Below are 17,117 nucleotides of genomic sequence, written 5' to 3' on the forward strand. Positions count from 1 at the left end.
CGTCGCGTCGTGAGGAGTCGTCGGGGCGGGATCTGCGCGGTGCCGGTCAGGCGGCCGGACCGAACGGGAGGGTGAACCGGATGTCCCCCTCGACCATGTCCCGCATGTCGGAGATGTCGTTGCGGAACTGCAGGGTGCGTTCCAGGCCCATGCCGAACGCGAATCCGGAGTACACATCCGGGTCGATACCGCTGGCGCGCAACACATTCGGGTTGACCATGCCGCAGCCGCCCCACTCGACCCAGCCGGGTCCGCCCTTCTTGGCGGGGAACCACACGTCGACCTCGGCGGAGGGTTCGGTGAACGGGAAGTAGCTCGCCCGCATGCGGGTCGTCGTCTCCGGGCCGAAGAGTGCCCGCGCGAAGGTCTCCAGGGTGCCCCGCAGGTTCGCCAGTGTGAGTCCCTTGTCGACGGCGAGTCCCTCGATCTGATGGAAGACCGGGGTGTGGGTGGCGTCGAGCTCGTCGGTCCGGAACGTCCGGCCCGGGCACGCCACGTAGATGGGCAGGTCCCGGCTCAGCATCGAGCGCACCTGCACCGGCGAGGTGTGCGTCCGCAAGACCTGCCGCGATCCCTCGGGCGCGATGTAGAAGGTGTCCTGCATCGACCGGGCGGGGTGGTCGGGCAGGAAGTTGAGCGCGTCGAAATTGTAGTGCTCGGTTTCGACCTCCGGGCCCTCCGCGATCTCCCAGCCCATACCGACGAACACGTCGGCCACCTGCTCGGCGATGACGGTGATGGGATGACGCGCGCCCACCGGGCGCCGACCGCTCGGCAACGTCACGTCGATCGATTCGGCGACGAGGACCGCCGCGTCCCGTTCGGCGTCGAGGACGGCGGTGCGCGCCTCCAGGGCCGCCGACACCCGGCCGCGCACCTGGTTGACCAGCTTGCCGGCTTCGGAACGCTCCTCTTTGGGGAGGGAACCCAGCGCGCGCCGGGCGAGTGCGATCGGCGAGCGGTCACCGAGGTGCGCCGACTTGGCCGCGGCGAGCTGATCGAGGTCGGCCGCCGCCTCGAAGTCCTCGATGGCCGACGTCGCGGCCGCCTCGAGGTCGTCGGGTCCCGGGAATGCCGTTGCGTCGGCGGAAGTGGCCACGGTGGGCGTGCTCCTCGTGCGTCGATCGATGGATGGTCGGCATCGTCGTCGCGCTGTGCACGCCGACCCAACGGGCCGACGGACACCTCCGGCGCCGACGATGACTCCCGTCGAGGGTAGTCGACTACCGCGGGGCGCTGACCTGCAGGGAGGCGTCGTCACCGGGAAGCCCTGGCGCTGCCGTCGGACGACCGGCGGGAACCGCGAGGCAACGCGAGCAGGTGGCACAGGCGAGGCCCATGATCAGCCACCACACACCGTCGCCGGTCAGACCGCCGCGCGCGAGCATCAGCACTGCCACGCCGAGCCCGGCCAGCGCCGTCAGCAGGGCCGCGTTCCGCACCGGTCCGCTGCGCCGGGCGACCGGTTCGTCCCACCACGGCAGGGACCGGTTCTCGAGTGGGGACAGGATCGCGACCACCGGGACCATGCCCGCGAGCAGCAACACGGTCTGCGCCCCGACGATCATCGGGAAGGACGCCGCGCCGACGTCGCCGCGGTCGATGCCGGCCGCGGCGCACAGACCGATGATCGCCGCGAGCACCGGCAGATGCCAGAGATACAGCGTCATCGCGCCCCGGTTGCCCAGCACCACCCACCACCAGACGCGCGGACGGTCGGCCACGACCGCGAGGAATCGGCGCACCGCGATCGCGCCCGCGCACAACACGATCGCGTGGCCGGCGAGCAGCAGGCTCGGCGGACTCATGTTGGACAGGTGCTGGCCCGGCACCGTCACGAGGGAGACCTCGTAGGGTCCCCACGTGACGAGGACGAGGTCGGCTGCCAGCGCACCGGCGGCCGCGAGGACGGCGAGCCCGGGCCGCAGGATCTTCTTGGCGTACGCGACCCCGAGGACCGCGGGGATCGTCCACACGGCGAGGAAGTTCAGGTAGCCGAGCGCTGCGGGGCCGTCCGTCAGTCGGACGGCGTCGACGATCGCCGTGCTCCCCCAACACACCGCCAGGGCGGCCAGCACACCACCGACGGACCGGAGGCGCTGCAGGAACGGGACCACCGCCAGTACGAGCAGGTAGGCGCCGAGGAACCACAGCAACTGCACCCCGAGACGCGCGACCACGTCGGCCGCCGCCGTGGCACCGGTGCCGGACAGGACGGTGTACACGGCCGCGACGGCTCCGAGGTACCAGAACACCGGCCGCATCAAGCGTTGTGTCCGGGCGACGAGCCATTGCCCGGCGGTCGGTGTGTCACCGTCGCCGCGCGAGGTCCAGCCGCGGGTCGCCGCGGCGGCACCGGCGAAGAAGAACAGCGGCAGCACCTGCAGCAGCCAGGTCGCCGGCTGCAGTGCGGGCACGTCGCCGAGTGTGTTGCCGAGATGAATCGAGTCGTCGGTCACGTCGACGGTGAGCATGATCGAGTGACCGGCGACCACGACCGCCAGCGACATGATGCGGATCAGGTCGATGACGCGGTCGCGGTCCCCGGTGAGGGCGGCGAGTTCACGAGGCGTGGGCAGACCGGTCGACGCCGGCCGTCCCGAGACGATGCTGGGCATGGCGTCGAGTCTCGACCGCGGCGACCGGGACGGCCTGAGGGAAACTACTCGCTCGGGGTCGGCAATCCCCGCATCCGCGAACACACAACCGGCCCGCCCGGGCCGCGACCCTACTTGCCGAAGCCGGCTCGCTTGAGCGCGTCGGCCATCGCCCCGCTGGGTGCCGGGCGTCGATCGTTCCGGTTCCCGCCTCGGTTGCCCTGCCCCTGAGCGCCCCGGCCCTGGCCGCCCGGGTTGCCCCGTCCGCCGCCACGCTGCTCGTTCCTCCGCGGCTGATTGCCGCCGCCACGAGCACTGTCCTCCCGCCCTTGCCCGCGAGGCGCGCGGGAGGGTTTGCCGTCACTGCCCGGTTCGTCGTCGAGCCGCAGCGACAACCCGATGCGTTTGCGGTCGATGTCGACGTCCATGACCTTGACCTTTACGATGTCGCCGGACTTGACGACCTCGTGGGGGTCGGAGACGAAGCGGTGTGCCATCGCCGAGACGTGGACGAGGCCGTCCTGGTGCACGCCGACGTCGACGAATGCGCCGAAGGCGGCCACGTTGGTGACCTGACCTTCGAGGACCATCCCCGGGGTCAGGTCGGAGACCTTCTCGATGCCCGTGGCAAACGTCGCGGTCTTGAACTCCGGCCGCGGGTCGCGCCCGGGCTTGTCGAGTTCGGCGATGATGTCGACGACGGTCGGACGACCGAACGTCTCGTCGACGAACTCCTCGGGTCGCAACTTGGTGAGGGTCGCGGTGTCGCCGATCAGCGACCGGACATCGGTGCCCACCTTCTCGAGGATGCGTGTGACGACCGGGTACGCCTCCGGGTGCACGCTCGACGCGTCGAGCGGATTGTCGCCGTCGGCGATACGCAGGAAGCCGGCGCACTGCTCGAATGCCTTGGGGCCGAGCCTGGGCACCGCGGTGATCTGCTTGCGATCCCGGAACGCGCCATTGGTGTCACGATGCGCGACAATCGATTCCGCGAGGCCCGCGGTGATGCCGGACACGCGGGACAGCAGCGGCACCGACGCGGTGTTCACGTCGACGCCGACCGCGTTCACCGCGTCTTCGACGACCGCCCCGAGTGAGCGCGCGAGCAGGGTCTCGGAGATGTCGTGCTGGTACTGCCCCACCCCGATCGACTTCGGATCGATCTTCACGAGCTCGGCGAGCGGATCCTGCAACCGGCGGGCGATCGAGACCGCGCCGCGGATGGAGACGTCGAGGTCCGGCAATTCCTTCGACGCGTACGCCGACGCCGAGTAGACCGAGGCACCCGCCTCGGACACGACGACGCTCGTCGGCGGCTTCTTGCCGGCCTCCTTGATCGCGGACAGGAGTTCGCCGGCGAGCGCGTCGGTCTCGCGTGAGGCGGTGCCGTTGCCGATGGCGATGAGTTCGACGCCGTGCTTCTCGACGAGTGCGCCGAGCACGGCGAGCGAGCCGGACTTGTCGCGCCGGGGCTCGTGCGGATAGATCGTTGCGTGGTCGACGACCCTTCCGGTCGCGTTCACCACTGCGACCTTCACGCCGGTGCGTAGGCCGGGGTCGAGACCCATCGTCGTACGGGACCCGGCGGGCGCGGCCAGCAGGAGGTCCTTGAGGTTCGTCGCGAACACCGCCACCGCGTCGGCCTCGGCGGCCTGACGCAGCCGCATCCGGACGTCGAGGGACAGCCCGACGAACAGCTTGGTACGCCATGCCCAGCGCACCGTGTCGGTGAGCCAGCGGTCGGCCGGACGCCCTTGATCGGCGATGCCGAACCGGGCGGCGATCCGCTGCTCGTACGGTCCGGGGCCGGCGGGCCGGTCGGCCGCTGCCGGATCGGCGTCGAGGGTGACCGACAGGATCTCCTCGCGCTCGCCGCGCAGCACGGCCAGCACCCGGTGCGACGGCAGCGAGGTGAACGGCTCGGAGAACTCGAAGTAGTCGGCGAACTTGGCGCCGGCCGACTCCTTGCCGTCGCGAACCGCCGTGCGCAGCACTCCGGTCTGCCACATCAGCTCACGGAGTTCGCCGACGAGGTCGGCGTCTTCGGCGAACCGCTCGACGGCGATCGCGCGGGCGCCGTCGAGCTGCTCGGCGGTGAAGGTCGCCGGGTCCGTCGTCGGGTCCGAGAGCAGTGCATCGGCCACCGGCTCGTGTCCGGCCTCGCGTGCGATCTGGGCCTTGGTGCGGCGCTTCGGCTTGTAGGGCAGGTAGATGTCCTCCAGGCGCGCCTTGGTGTCGGCCTCGAGGATGCGCGCATCGAGTGCGGCGTCGAGTTTGCCCTGCGCGGCGATGGATTCGCGGACGGCCTGGCGTCGGGCCTCGAGGTCGCGCAGGTAACCGAGACGCTCGTCGAGGGTACGCAGTTGCGCGTCGTCGAGGCCGCCGGTGGCCTCTTTGCGGTATCGGGCGACGAACGGAACCGTCGATCCGCCGTCGAGCAACTCGATCGCCGATCGCACCTGACCGGCGCCCACCCCGAGTTCGGTCGCGATCGCCGAGGCGATGCGGGAGTTCACGACCGCGGGATCGGGCGCGGGCACCGTCTGGGGTGCCGCGGCCGGCGAGCCGGGGGTCGCGGGTGCGGGTTCGGGCGCGGAGTCGGGTGACACAGTTTCTGACACGATCGCCGACCCTACCGGCCGGCTCGGACAGCGGTCAGACGCGACCCGCCGCGCCGTGGACACGGGCGCTCTCGTACAGACAGATGGCCGCCGCGGCAGCGACATTCAGGCTCTCGGCGCGGCCACGGATGGGGATGGACACGCGGTGGTCGGCGGAGCGTTGCACCTCGACCGACAGGCCGTGCGCCTCGTTGCCGAAGAGCCATGCGACGCGGCCGGAGAGGATGTCGCCCGCCGCGTCCAGGGCGACCTCGCCATCGGCCGCGGTCGCCAACAGGCTGATGCCGGACCCCCGGATGGCGTCGAGGGCGTCGTCGACGGCGCGCTCACGCACCACGGGCACCGTGAACACGCTTCCCGCGCTCGCACGGACGCACTTGCCGTTGTGGGGGTCGACGGCATCGCCGAGCAGGATCACCGCGTCGGCGCCCATCGCGTCGGCGCAGCGGATGAGCGTGCCCGCGTTCCCGGGCTCCCGCGGCTCGACCGCGATCGCGAGGAGTCGCGGCCCGGCGGTGAGGACGGCGTCGAGCGGCACGTCGAGCAACGGGCAGATCGCGAAGATGCCCGCGGGCGTGGACGTCTCGGCCAGCTTCGACGCGGCGCGGCCGGTGATCACCGACACCGGGACGCCGGCCGCCGCGGCGGTCTCGGCGAGATCGCGATGACGGAACTGCTCCTCGTCGGCGACCAGGACCGCCTCGGCCCGTCCGACGGCCAGCGCCGAGGCGACGGCATTGGCACCTTCGGCGACGAAGCGACCCTGGTCGCGCCGCTCGGCCGCGCGATGCAGCTTCGCATACGACACGACCCGCGAGGACCGCTCGGACAGGACCTCCGTCATCGGAGGTTCGTCCGCGCGACTCGCGGGTCGTGGGTGCTGGTGCGCAATCAGGCAGCCGGCGCGTTGACGTCGGCCGGCAGTGCCTTGCGGGCGACCTCGACCAGACCGGTGAAGGCCTCGGGATCGGTCACGGCGATGTCGGCGAGCACCTTGCGGTCGACCTCGACACCCGCGGCCTTGAGGCCCTGGATGAGGCGGTTGTAGGTGATGTCGTTGGCGCGGGCCGCGGCGTTGATACGCGAGATCCACAGCTTGCGGAACTCACCCTTGCGCGCGCGACGGTCGCGGTAGGCGTAGTTCAGCGAGTGGAGCTGCTGCTCCTTCGCCTTGCGGTAGAGGCGCGACCGCTGTCCGCGGTAGCCCTTGGAGGCCTCGAGGGTGGACCGACGCTTCTTCTGGGCGTTGACGGCCCTTTTCACGCGTGCCATGTGTTAGATCCTTTTGCTTGTCAGATGTCTGGGGTCGCTGGCGTCAGCGGTTGAGCAGTCGCTTGATGCGCGGGGCGTCGTTCTCGCTGACGACGGTGGTGCCGTCGAGACGACGGGTGCGCCGGGACGACTTGTGCTCGAGCAGGTGGCGGCGGTTGGCCTTCTGGCGGACGATCTTTCCGCTGCCGGTCACCTTGAAGCGCTTCGCGGTGCCCTTGTGGGTCTTGCTCTTCGGCATGTTCTTCCTTTTCTCGGGCGAACTCGGGCACCGGACCCGGCGAGGTCCGGTGTGTACCCGTGTTCGCGTGTCGTGATCTCGGCCGGAGCGGTTCGGACTCTCGTCCGGCCGATCGACTCAGTTCTCGTCCGCTCAGTGCTCGCGGATCAGCTCGCGTCTGGGGCGGCCTTCGGGCCACCGGAACGCTCGCGGCTCTCTTGCGCCTTCTGGCGGGTCTTCGCACCCTTGTGCGGCGCGAGGACCATCGTCATGTTGCGGCCGTCCTGCTTGGCCGAGGTCTCGACGAAGCCGTAGTCGGCGACATCGTTGCCCAGGCGCTGCAGCAGTCGGTAGCCGAGCTCGGGGCGGGACTGCTCGCGGCCGCGGAACATGATGGTGACCTTCACCTTGGATCCCGCTTCGAGGAACCGGATGACGTGACCCTTCTTGGTCTCGTAATCGTGGTCGTCGATCTTGGGACGGAGCTTCTGCTCCTTGATCACGGTCATCTGCTGGTTGCGACGCGATTCGCGCTGCTTCTGGGCCGCTTCGTACTTGAACTTGCCGTAGTCCATGATCTTGCAGACCGGCGGACGGGCGTCCGGGGCCACCTCGACCAGGTCGAGATCGGCCTCGTAGGCCAAGCGAAGCGCATCTTCAACACGCACGATGCCCACCTGCTCCGAGTTGGGTCCGACGAGTCGGACCTCGGGGACGCGGATGCGCTCGTTGATGCGGGTCTCAGTGCTGATGGGGCCTCCTTGTTCAATCCTGCAGTGGTAACCGTCGCGTCGTGGCGAGGGACGTATGCAAGAGAACCTGCGGGACACCTCAGCAAGGAAGCCCCGGGACTGATGTCCGCGGGGCTCCGATACCGACCGGTTCGTCCACGCGTGCCAGTGCTGACACACGCTGCCGACGACGTGCAGCTCAGCATCGAGAGATGCGATCTGCGACGATCGGCGTGAACCGGACCGTGCAACTGCGAGAACCTCGCGTCGAACGGTGGGAGCGGAACTCCACTTACGACCCCGGCGCATACCAGGGCGGTCGTGCTATGGGAGTCTAACAGCCATGGCCGAGAACTCCTATTCGTCACCTGCACCGTTACCCCCGGAGGGTGCGACGGGCGATGGCGCCGACCTGGGAGATGCGGCGCACACCGATCCCGACAACGTCCGTGACCTGGGCGATATTCCGGCCATCGAGGTCATCACCCGATCCATCGTCATGCTGATGAGCGCGGCGGCCGAGAAGCTCGGCCTGGCCGAGGGGACCCCGGCCGACCGGATCGACCTGCCCGAGGCCCGCACCCTGATCACCGCCCTGGCCGGCATCGTCGACGCGTCGAAAGCCGATCTCGGCATCCACGCCGCACCGATCCGCGACGGCCTGAAGGGCCTGCAGCTGGCGTTCCGGGAGGCCAGTGCATACCCGGACGAGCCCGGCGAGGGCCCGGGCGAGAAGTACACCGGCCCGGTTCGCGCGCCTCGGCGGTAGTGGCCTCGACACGCGACGGCCTCGCTCCGCTCGGCCGGCGCTGCTCGACCAGCGGAGGGCCTACGCTGGACCCATGACGAATGCCGATGAGTCCGGACGGTCCGACGAGATCATCGATGCGGAGATCGTGCCGACCGGCCCGGTGCCCGGAGCGGTTCCCGATCCGGATTACTCCGACAGCGGCGTCCCGACCTTCGACTTCGTGCGCGACAAGATCGAGAACCGCATCACCACCGCGATCGGGTCGCAGGAGCTGGCGGAGGCGAGCGCCGAGGGCCAGTCCGTCGACGAGATGATGCGTGAACGCGACGAGGCCGCGAAGAAGCGACTCGAGGAGATCCGCAAGTCGATGGGTTCGTAGCGCACTCCCCCGCCGCGCATTCCCCCTCAGAACACGCAAATCGCCACTCCCGTTGACGTGTGCCGCGGTAACCGGCGCTCCTGCAACGGAAGTGGCGATTCGCGTTCGGTGGCTCAGCCCACCGACGCCACCGCGTGGTCGATGTCGACGATCTCGGCCAGGAATTTGCCGGTGTGGCTGCCCGGGGTCGAGGCGATGTCCTCCGGAGTACCTTCGCCGACCACGGTTCCACCACCCGCGCCACCCTCGGGTCCCATGTCGATGACCCAGTCGGCGGTCTTGATGACATCGAGGTTGTGCTCGATCACGATGACCGTGTTGCCCTTGTCGACCAGACCGTTGATCACGGCGAGCAGCTTCTTGATGTCCTCGAAGTGCAGACCGGTGGTCGGCTCGTCGAGGATGTAGACCGTCCGGCCCATCGACCGCTTCTGCAATTCGGCCGCCAGCTTCACGCGCTGCGCCTCACCGCCGGACAGCGTCGGCGCCGGCTGCCCGAGCCGGACATAGCCCAGACCGACGTCGACGAGTGTCTTCAGGTAGCGATGGATCGAGGTGACGGGCTCGAAGAAGTCGGCGGCCTCCTCGATCGGCATGTCGAGAACCTCGGAGATCGTCTTGCCCTTGTAGTGCACCTCGAGGGTCTCGCGGTTGTACCGCGCGCCGTGACAGACCTCGCACGGGACGTACACGTCCGGCAGGAAGTTCATCTCGATCTTGATCGTGCCCTCACCGGTGCACGCCTCGCAGCGGCCCCCCTTGACGTTGAACGAGAACCGCCCCGGTTGATAGCCGCGGACCTTCGCCTCGGTCGTCGCCGCGAACAACGTGCGGATCTTGTCGAAGACACCGGTGTAGGTGGCCGGGTTCGACCGCGGGGTGCGCCCGATCGGCGACTGGTCGACCTGCACGAGCTTGTCCAGGTTGTCCAGACCCTTGATGCGGGTGTGACGCCCGGGCACCTGACGCGCGCCGTTGAGCTTGTTGGCGAGCACGGTGGCCAGGATGTCGTTGACGAGCGTCGACTTGCCCGACCCCGAGACACCGGTGACCGCGGTCATCACGCCGAGCGGGAACGACACGTCGATGCCACGGAGATTGTGTTCCCGTGCGCCGACGACCGTCAGCTGGCGCTTGCGATCGATCGGCCGCCGGATGTCCGGCACCGGCAGGGTGTCGCGACCGGCGAGGTACGCACCGGTCAGCGACTTCCTGTTCTTCAGCAGGTCCTTGTAACTGCCGCTGTGCACCACGTGCCCGCCGTGCTCCCCGGCACGGGGCCCGATGTCGACGATCCAATCGGCGGCGCGGATGGTGTCCTCGTCGTGTTCGACGACGATCAGTGTGTTGCCCAGATCCCGAAGCCGCGTCAGCGTGTCGATCAGCCGACGGTTGTCGCGCTGGTGCAGACCGATCGACGGCTCGTCGAGGACGTAGAGCACGCCCGCAAGACCCGAACCGATCTGGGTGGCCAGGCGGATGCGCTGCGCCTCACCACCCGACAGCGAACCCGCGGCGCGCTCGAGCGACAGGTACTCGAGTCCGACGTCGAGCAGGAAGCGGATGCGGGCCTGGACCTCCTTGAGGACCCGTCCCGCGATCGCGGCCTGCCGGGAGTCGAGCCGCAGTTGGTCGAGGAAGTCGGCGCAGTCGGCGACCGACAGGGCACACACCTCGGCGATCGACTTCGGCCCGAACTCCGGGTGGTCGAGCGTGACGGCGAGGATCTCGGGGCGCAGGCGCGCGCCCTGGCAGGCAGGACACGGCACGTCCCGCATGTAACCCTCGTACCGCTCTTTCATCTGCTCGGACTCGGTCTGGTCCATGCGGCGCGCGAGGAACGAGAGCACGCCCTCGAACTCGGTGTAGTACGAGCGGGTGCGGCCGTACCGGTTGCGGAACTTGACGTGGACCTGGTGGTCACTGCCGTTGAGCAGGGCCCTGCGCGCCTTGATCGGCAGCTTCTTCCAGGGCGTGTTGATGTCGAACTTCATCTGATCGGCCAGACCCGACATCAACCGGAGGAAGTAATCGGCGTTGTGGCCGGTCGACCACGGGGCGATCGCACCCTCGGCGAGCGACATCTCCGGGTCGGGCACGACGAGCTCCTCGTCGACCTCCTTGCGGATGCCGAGCCCGTCGCATTCCGGGCAGGCGCCGTACGGCGAGTTGAACGAGAACGACCGCGGTTCGAGGTCGTCGATCGCGATCGGATGCGCATTGGGACAAGCCATCCGCTCCGAGAAGCGGCGCTCGCGTTCCGGGTCGTCCTCCTCGAGGTCGACGAAGTCGAGCACGATGATGCCGTCGGCCAGGCGCAGACCGGTCTCGACCGAATCCGTCAGACGCTGCTTGGCGCTGGCCTTGACGACCAAGCGGTCCACGACCACCTCGATGTCGTGCTTCTCCTGCTTCTTCAGCTTCGGCGGATCGGTCAGCTGATGGACGACGCCGTCGATGCGGGCGCGGGAGAAACCTTGCGTCTGGAGCTCGGCGAAGAGGTCGACGAACTCTCCCTTGCGGGTACGCACGACCGGCGCGAGCACCTGGAAGCGCGTGCCCTCGTCCATCGCGAGCACCTGATCCACGATCTGCTGGGGTGTCTGCTTGGCGATGGGCTCGCCGCAGATCGGGCAGTGCGCCTTGCCGGCGCGGGCGTAGAGGAGACGGAGGTAGTCGTAGACCTCGGTGATGGTGCCGACGGTCGACCGGGGATTGCGGTTGGTCGACTTCTGATCGATGGACACCGCGGGCGAGAGGCCCTCGATGAAGTCCACATCCGGCTTGTCCATCTGCCCGAGGAACTGCCTCGCATAGGCGGACAGTGACTCCACGTAGCGCCGCTGCCCCTCCGCGAAGATCGTGTCGAAGGCGAGGGATGACTTGCCCGATCCCGACAACCCCGTGAAGACGATGAGGCTGTCCCGGGGCAGGTCGACATCGATGCCGCGCAGATTGTGTTCGCGGGCACCTCGGACGATCAGACGATCAACCACTGCAGTCCTTACATTCTCGAGTCACAGGGCGCACAGACGGCGCACGGGCACAGTACCGACGGCCACCGACAGAAACGTCGCCATGCACTCGCCCCGGGGAGATTCGGAGTCCGACGACCGGGCGATCGGTCTCGCCGCCCGCGTGTCATCGCCGAACCGATGGTCCAGGATACGCGCGCCACGCCGGGTTTCATGGTCGCGACCGTCACATTCCGGCTGCCCGCTGTCATAGCCTGTCGGCATGACCTCCCCAGCGACACCGATCAGCGACGACTACACCGGCGACCTCTCCGAGTCGAAGACCCCACAGCGCCGCACGCTGTCGTCGGCCACCATCGTCAAGCTGTCCGTCGGCCCGATGGACAACAACGTCTACCTGGTGACCTCGCGTGCGACGGGCGATCAGCTGATCATCGACGCGGCCAACGACGCGGAGACGATCACCGAGGTCTTGTCGGCGGTCGAGGGAACACCGAAGCTCATCTTCACGACCCACCAGCATTTCGATCACTGGCAGGCCCTCGCCGCCGTCACCGAGTCCACCGGGGTGCCGACCGCGGCGGGGCGCCTCGACGCCGGTGAACTGCCCGTCACCCCCGACCGCCTCGTCGACGACGGTGACGTCCTCGAGGTCGGCGACCTCACGTTCGAGGCCATCCACCTCGTCGGGCACACCCCGGGATCGATCGCTCTCGCACTCACCGACGTCGACGACAGCGGCGAGCGAACCGTGCACCTCTTCACCGGTGACTGCCTCTTCCCCGGCGGCATCGGCAAGACCTGGAAGCCGGAGGACTTCGACACCCTCCTCGAGGACGTCTCGACGAAGCTGTTCGACCGCTTCGACGACTCGACCATCGTCTACCCCGGCCACGGCAAGGACACGACCCTGGGCGCCGAGCGCGGGTCACTCCCCGAATGGCGTGAGCGCCGCTGGTGATCCGGAAGCGGGCGACGCCGGTCGGTTCCGGAGTGTTTGGTCGCCGTCGCGGGCGGTTACCTGTTCCTCGGATCGTTCGGCGAGTCGTGACCCCAGATGCCCCGTAGGTACGCAAACCGGTCACGGCACGCCGAGTGACCTGCAGATTCGTTGCGACAGGGTAGCGTTGAACGGGCCAGAAACGCGCTTCACCCGACGGATCTCGATAGCCAAACCCGACTGAAGAAGGTTGTGACCGATGATTCTCCGCCGTATAGCCCGTCCGCTCCTCGCCTCGGCGTTCGTCGCCAGCGGCGTGGACGCCATCCGGAGCCCCAAACCGATCGCGCAGTCCGCGGAGCCGGTCGTGGACAAGGCCCGGTCGTCGCTCCCGCCCGAGGTGGCCGGCCGGATCCCGGAGAACACCGAGACCCTGGTGCAGATCAACGCCGCCGCCCAGATCGGCGGCGGAATCCTGCTCGCAACCGGCAAGTTCCCGCGCGTGGCGTCCGTCGTCCTGGCCGGCACCCTGATCCCGACGACGGCAGCGGGCACCGACTTCTGGAACGAGGCCGACCCGGTCAAGAAGGAAGCCCAGCGCAACGCGTTCATCAAGAACGTCGGCCTGCTCGGCGGAGTCCTGTTGGCGGCGGTCGACACCGAGGGCAAGCCGTCGCTCGCGTGGCGCGGCCGTCAGAAGGCATCCGCTGTGGCCGCGGCGCTGCCGATCGGTGCCGCCGCCGGGTCGTCGACCTGGGAGCACCTCGTCGAGCGCACCCACGACGGCGCCGAGATCGTCTCCGAGCGGTCCGCCGACGCCGCGGCGAAGTTCCGCGAGCACGCACCCGAGATCGCCGAGGCCGCGCAGAAGCGCTCCCTCGAGCTGGCCGGCAAGGCCGCCGAGACCGCCTCCGATGTCGCGGATCGCATCAAGGACCGCGCCCCGGTCGTCGCCGACGCGGCTCTCCACCGGTCGTCGGAGCTCGCCGACACGGCGCTCGCGCGTTCGTCTGATCTCGCCGAGACCGCGCGCAAGCGGGGCCCGAAGCTCGTGAAGGAAGCGCAGAAGCGAGCCGAGAAGGCTCAGAAGCAGGCCGCGAAGGCGCAGAAGCAGGCGAAGAAGAAGGCTCCGAAGATCGCCGATTCGGCCCTCGACCGCGCGTCCGATCTCGCCGACACCGCCCGCAAGCGCGCACCGGAGTTCGCCGACGTGGCACGCGATCGGTCCGCCGAACTCGCCGACGTCGCCCGCGCACGGTCGGCCGAGCTCGCCGAGACCGCACGCCAGCTCGCCGCAGCTGCCGAGGACTCCGCCGAGCAGAGTCGCAAGCGTCTGCGCAAGGCACGTCGCTGATCCCTCGGGGTCTCCACGCGCACGAGCAACAGATACGAGCACGACCCTGAGCACAACCGATCTCACGACCACGGACGCGGAGCACCCGCCAGCGGATTATCCCTGGGTGCCCGCGTCCGCGGCGCTGAGAGAGGCCTCGCTGCACGAGATGACGCTCGCGGGTCCGCCGTTCGGGACGGTCCCGTCGGCCGGCTCGCGGCTCGTGATCGCAGTCGGGTCGAATGCCGCCCCCGACGTTCTCCGTCGCAAGCTCGCCCACGTTCCGTCGACGGACCGGATCTGCCTCCGCACGGTCCGCGTCACGTACATCACAGTCGGCCATTCCGCCCATGTAGCGGCCCGGGGATACATCCCGGCCGCACCGATCCTCGCAGGCGAGGGCGCGATCACTACGACCGCGGCCTGGCTGGGTCCCACCCACATCGATGCTCTCGACGCCACCGAACCCAACTATGATCGACATACAGTGACTACGCGCGACCACCCCGTTCTCGGCCGTCCCTCTCCCCTCCTTCCGGACGAGTGGACCCCGCCTGCGACCTTCGACCTGTACGTGTCCCGGCACGGCGTCCTCGCCGACCCGGTCACCGGTGACCCCGTCCCCTTCGACGCACAGACCGACGTTCTCGAGTGGCTGTCCCGCCGACTCGACGACGAGACACTCGCCGACCCGGCGTCGCAGGTCTGCAGCCGCTTGTCCGCCGACCCCCGCGCGATGACCGCCCGCATCCGGGCCGCCGGACTGGCCCGGTCCTACAGGTCCCGCGCACCGCTGTCGATCGGGGACGGCCGATGACCGCCCTCTCGCCGGACGCCGACCCCCGCGTGGACGAGGAACAGCGGCACCTCGACCGCGTGTACGGCAGGCTGGACCGGATGCGTCGGACCACGCAGCGTCGGTTGTCGTCGACGCTCTCCGAACGCGGCGGCACACCGCAGGCGCTGTCCGAACGCGAGTCCTACGAACGGATGTACAACGAGGATCTCGCCAAATTCGATGCCGCCGAACACAATCTGTATTTCGGTCGTCTCGACCTCGAGGACGGCGAGATCCGACGTATCGGACGCATCGGTGTCCTCGACGACGGTTTCGCCGACGACGGCGAACTCGACGCCACCGCCACCGACGCCACCCTGCTGCTGGACTGGCGCGCGCCGCTGGCCCGGCCGTTCTATCTGGCGACGCCCGCCGCGCCCGAGGACGTCGCGCGCCGTCGCCACATCCGGACCCGCAGCCGCAAGGTCCGCGGGGTGAGCGATGAGTCCCTGACCGCAGGCGATGCGCTGCTCGACGACTTCGGACACGGCGACGTCGTCAACGAGTCGGCTCTTGTCGCGGCCCTCAACGCCGCCCGCACCGGCGAGATGACCGACATCGTCGAGACGATCCAGCGCGAGCAGGACCTGATCATCCGGTCGACGCATCGCGGGGTCACCGTCATCCAGGGCGGCCCCGGTACCGGCAAGACCGCCGTGGCGCTGCACCGAGCCGCCTACCTGCTCTACACACATCGCGAGAACCTCTCGCGCAGCGGCATTCTCATCATCGGACCCAACGACGACTTCCTGAACTACATCGGCCAGGTGCTGCCCTCGCTGGGCGAGTCCGGCGTGCTCCTCTCGACCATCGGGGACCTGTTCCCCGGCGTCCGCGCGGGCACCGCCGACCTGCGGACGACCGCCGCGGTCAAGGGCGGACTGCGCATGGTCGACGTCCTCAAGCGGGCGGTGCGTGCCCAGCAGTCGCTGCCGTCTCGTCCCGAGGCGGTCGATTTCGACAGCTACACCGTCGAGATCGACTCGGCTCTGGTCAAGGCCGCGCGCGCCAAGGCCCGCGCGACTCGACGCGCCCACAACCTCTCGCAGAACGCCTTCCTGAAGGCGGGACTCGCCGAACTCGCGGCGCGGCACGCGGCGGCCATCGGATCGAGCCTGCTCGACGGTTCGCAGTTGCTCAGCCCCGCCGACATCGCCGACATCCGCGACGACATGAGCCGCGATCCCGACATCCGTGCCGCGTTGCTGCGGTACTGGCCGACGCTGACCCCGCAGGCCCTGCTTCGCGACCTGCTCGGCGACGAACGCGCGATCCGCAAGGCCACCCCGGGTTGGACGGACGCCGATCGTGCGGCGCTGCACCGTCCGTCGCGCCCTGCCACGACGTCGGGCGCGGACTTCTCGCCTGCCGACGTCCCATTGCTGGACGAACTCGCCGAGCTGATCGGTTACGGCACCGAGGACGCGGAGCGGGCCGAACGCGCACGCTGGCGTCGCCAGTTGGCCGAGGCGCAGGACGCACTGGACATCCTGACCGGCTCGGCGCCGCAGGACCTCGAAGACGAACTCGATCCCGAGATCCTGATGGCCTACGACCTGATCGACGCAGAACAGCTCGCGTCCCGCCAGACCGAGACACGACGCGCCACGACGGCCGAACGTGCCTACGGCGACCGCACCTGGACGTTCGGCCACGTCATCGTCGACGAGGCCCAAGAGCTCTCCCCCATGTCCTGGCGGATGGTGATGCGACGCATCCCGAATCGGTGGATGACGATCATCGGCGACACCGCTCAGACATCCGACGAGGCGGGCACGCGCTCGTGGGCCGAGGTCCTGGAGCCGTATGTCGCGAAGCGCTGGCAGTTCAAAGAGCTGTCGGTCAACTACCGGACCCCGAGCGAGATCATGGAGTACGCCGCGCGCGTCCTCGACGAGATCGGCAACGGCGAGAAGGCCCCGACCTCGTTGCGCAGCAACGGGATCGAGCCGGTGGCGCTGCGGGCGGACAACGACTCCCCGGGGAGCATCGCCGACGCCGTCCTCCGAGCCGTCGGGCTCGCCGAACCCGACGGCCTCACCGCCGTCGTGGTCCCCGATCACCTGCACGACCCGATCGACGCGGCGCTGGCGCCGGATCGCTTCACGCTCCCCGACCGGGAACCACCCCGGGTGTACACGGTGCGGAGCTGTAAGGGCCTGGAGTTCGACACGACCATTGTCGTCGAGCCCGCCGCGATCATCGACCAGTCACCACGCGGGCTCAGCGACCTGTACGTCGCCCTCACCCGGGCGACCCAGCGACTCGTCGTCGTCCATCGGGGCGACCTCCCCGACGCCCTTGCGGATCTCCCGGCCGGCTGAGGGCGCGCGATCCCCGCTCCGCTCCCGGTTGATGCGACCTGCCGACCCGGTTACTGCGAAAGCACTCGTTGTGATCGGAGCGGCCCAATTACTGCTCCCTGAGGAGGCCGGAGCTTGCGGAGGCCGTCACGAAGGG

At 69.1% G+C, this 17,117-nt stretch carries 14 protein-coding genes; 6 read left to right on the forward strand and 8 right to left on the reverse strand.

Annotated elements, in window-relative coordinates; all coding sequences use genetic code 11:
* Positions 1-46 precede the first annotated feature (46 nt).
* The 7 genes from pheS to infC form a co-directional block, all read right to left on the reverse strand.
* Complete coding sequence (gene pheS / locus QAD21_RS14215; protein ID WP_078113158.1) at positions 47-1,099, reverse strand: phenylalanine--tRNA ligase subunit alpha; 1,053 nt, start codon at positions 1,097-1,099, stop codon at positions 47-49.
* Positions 1,100-1,223: 124 nt separating this feature from the next.
* A complete protein-coding gene (locus QAD21_RS14220) occupies positions 1,224-2,618 on the reverse strand; it encodes an acyltransferase family protein (protein WP_065632026.1) in 1,395 nt (464 codons plus the stop codon).
* Between the two features lie 110 nt (positions 2,619-2,728).
* Entirely contained in the window at positions 2,729-5,209 is a 2,481-nt protein-coding gene (locus tag QAD21_RS14225) for a Tex family protein (RefSeq protein ID WP_280361731.1), read from the reverse strand.
* Positions 5,210-5,255: 46 nt separating this feature from the next.
* Entirely contained in the window at positions 5,256-6,065 is an 810-nt protein-coding gene (locus QAD21_RS14230; RefSeq protein WP_280359751.1) for an RNA methyltransferase, read from the reverse strand.
* Positions 6,066-6,112: 47 nt separating this feature from the next.
* Complete coding sequence (rplT, locus tag QAD21_RS14235; protein WP_010844357.1) at positions 6,113-6,493, reverse strand: 50S ribosomal protein L20; 381 nt, start codon at positions 6,491-6,493, stop codon at positions 6,113-6,115.
* A 43-nt stretch (positions 6,494-6,536) separates the two neighbouring features.
* On the reverse strand, positions 6,537-6,731 hold the full coding sequence (gene rpmI / locus QAD21_RS14240; RefSeq protein ID WP_012834577.1) for a 50S ribosomal protein L35: 195 nt from the start codon (positions 6,729-6,731) through the stop codon (positions 6,537-6,539).
* Between the two features lie 146 nt (positions 6,732-6,877).
* On the reverse strand, positions 6,878-7,519 hold the full coding sequence (gene infC, locus QAD21_RS14245; RefSeq protein WP_162540013.1) for a translation initiation factor IF-3: 642 nt from the start codon (positions 7,517-7,519) through the stop codon (positions 6,878-6,880).
* A gap of 265 nt (positions 7,520-7,784) precedes the next feature.
* On the opposite strand from infC, the gene QAD21_RS14250 reads away from it, so the two are divergent.
* Together QAD21_RS14250 and QAD21_RS14255 are read left to right on the forward strand one after the other, a co-directional pair.
* Positions 7,785-8,210: a DUF1844 domain-containing protein gene (locus QAD21_RS14250; protein WP_058253854.1), complete on the forward strand. Its 426-nt coding sequence runs from the start codon at positions 7,785-7,787 to the stop codon at positions 8,208-8,210.
* A 73-nt stretch (positions 8,211-8,283) separates the two neighbouring features.
* A complete protein-coding gene (locus QAD21_RS14255) occupies positions 8,284-8,571 on the forward strand; it encodes a PspA domain-containing protein (RefSeq protein ID WP_280359753.1) in 288 nt (95 codons plus the stop codon).
* Between the two features lie 113 nt (positions 8,572-8,684).
* Here QAD21_RS14255 and uvrA read toward each other — a convergent pair whose 3' ends face one another.
* Complete coding sequence (gene uvrA, locus QAD21_RS14260; protein ID WP_280359754.1) at positions 8,685-11,567, reverse strand: excinuclease ABC subunit UvrA; 2,883 nt, start codon at positions 11,565-11,567, stop codon at positions 8,685-8,687.
* Between the two features lie 241 nt (positions 11,568-11,808).
* Between uvrA and QAD21_RS14265 the strand changes: the two genes are divergently transcribed.
* The 4 genes from QAD21_RS14265 to QAD21_RS14280 all read left to right on the forward strand — a co-directional run bounded on the left by QAD21_RS14265 (position 11,809) and on the right by QAD21_RS14280 (position 16,981).
* Positions 11,809-12,507: an MBL fold metallo-hydrolase gene (locus QAD21_RS14265; RefSeq protein ID WP_247449422.1), complete on the forward strand. Its 699-nt coding sequence runs from the start codon at positions 11,809-11,811 to the stop codon at positions 12,505-12,507.
* Between the two features lie 238 nt (positions 12,508-12,745).
* Positions 12,746-13,840, forward strand: coding sequence for a DoxX family protein (locus QAD21_RS14270; RefSeq protein WP_280359755.1), 1,095 nt, complete (start codon positions 12,746-12,748; stop codon positions 13,838-13,840).
* A 106-nt stretch (positions 13,841-13,946) separates the two neighbouring features.
* Positions 13,947-14,636 carry a hypothetical protein gene (locus QAD21_RS14275; protein WP_280359756.1) on the forward strand — a complete coding sequence of 230 codons (690 nt, stop codon included), beginning with the start codon at positions 13,947-13,949 and terminating at the stop codon, positions 14,634-14,636.
* Complete coding sequence (locus QAD21_RS14280) at positions 14,633-16,981, forward strand: AAA family ATPase (protein ID WP_280359757.1); 2,349 nt, start codon at positions 14,633-14,635, stop codon at positions 16,979-16,981. The genes QAD21_RS14275 and QAD21_RS14280 overlap by 4 nt, the downstream gene beginning before the upstream one ends.
* Positions 16,982-17,117: the final 136 nt, after the last annotated feature.

This window comes from Gordonia sp. SMJS1 (assembly GCF_029866425.1).
In the GTDB taxonomy this organism is placed as follows: Bacteria; Actinomycetota; Actinomycetes; order Mycobacteriales; family Mycobacteriaceae; genus Gordonia; species Gordonia hongkongensis.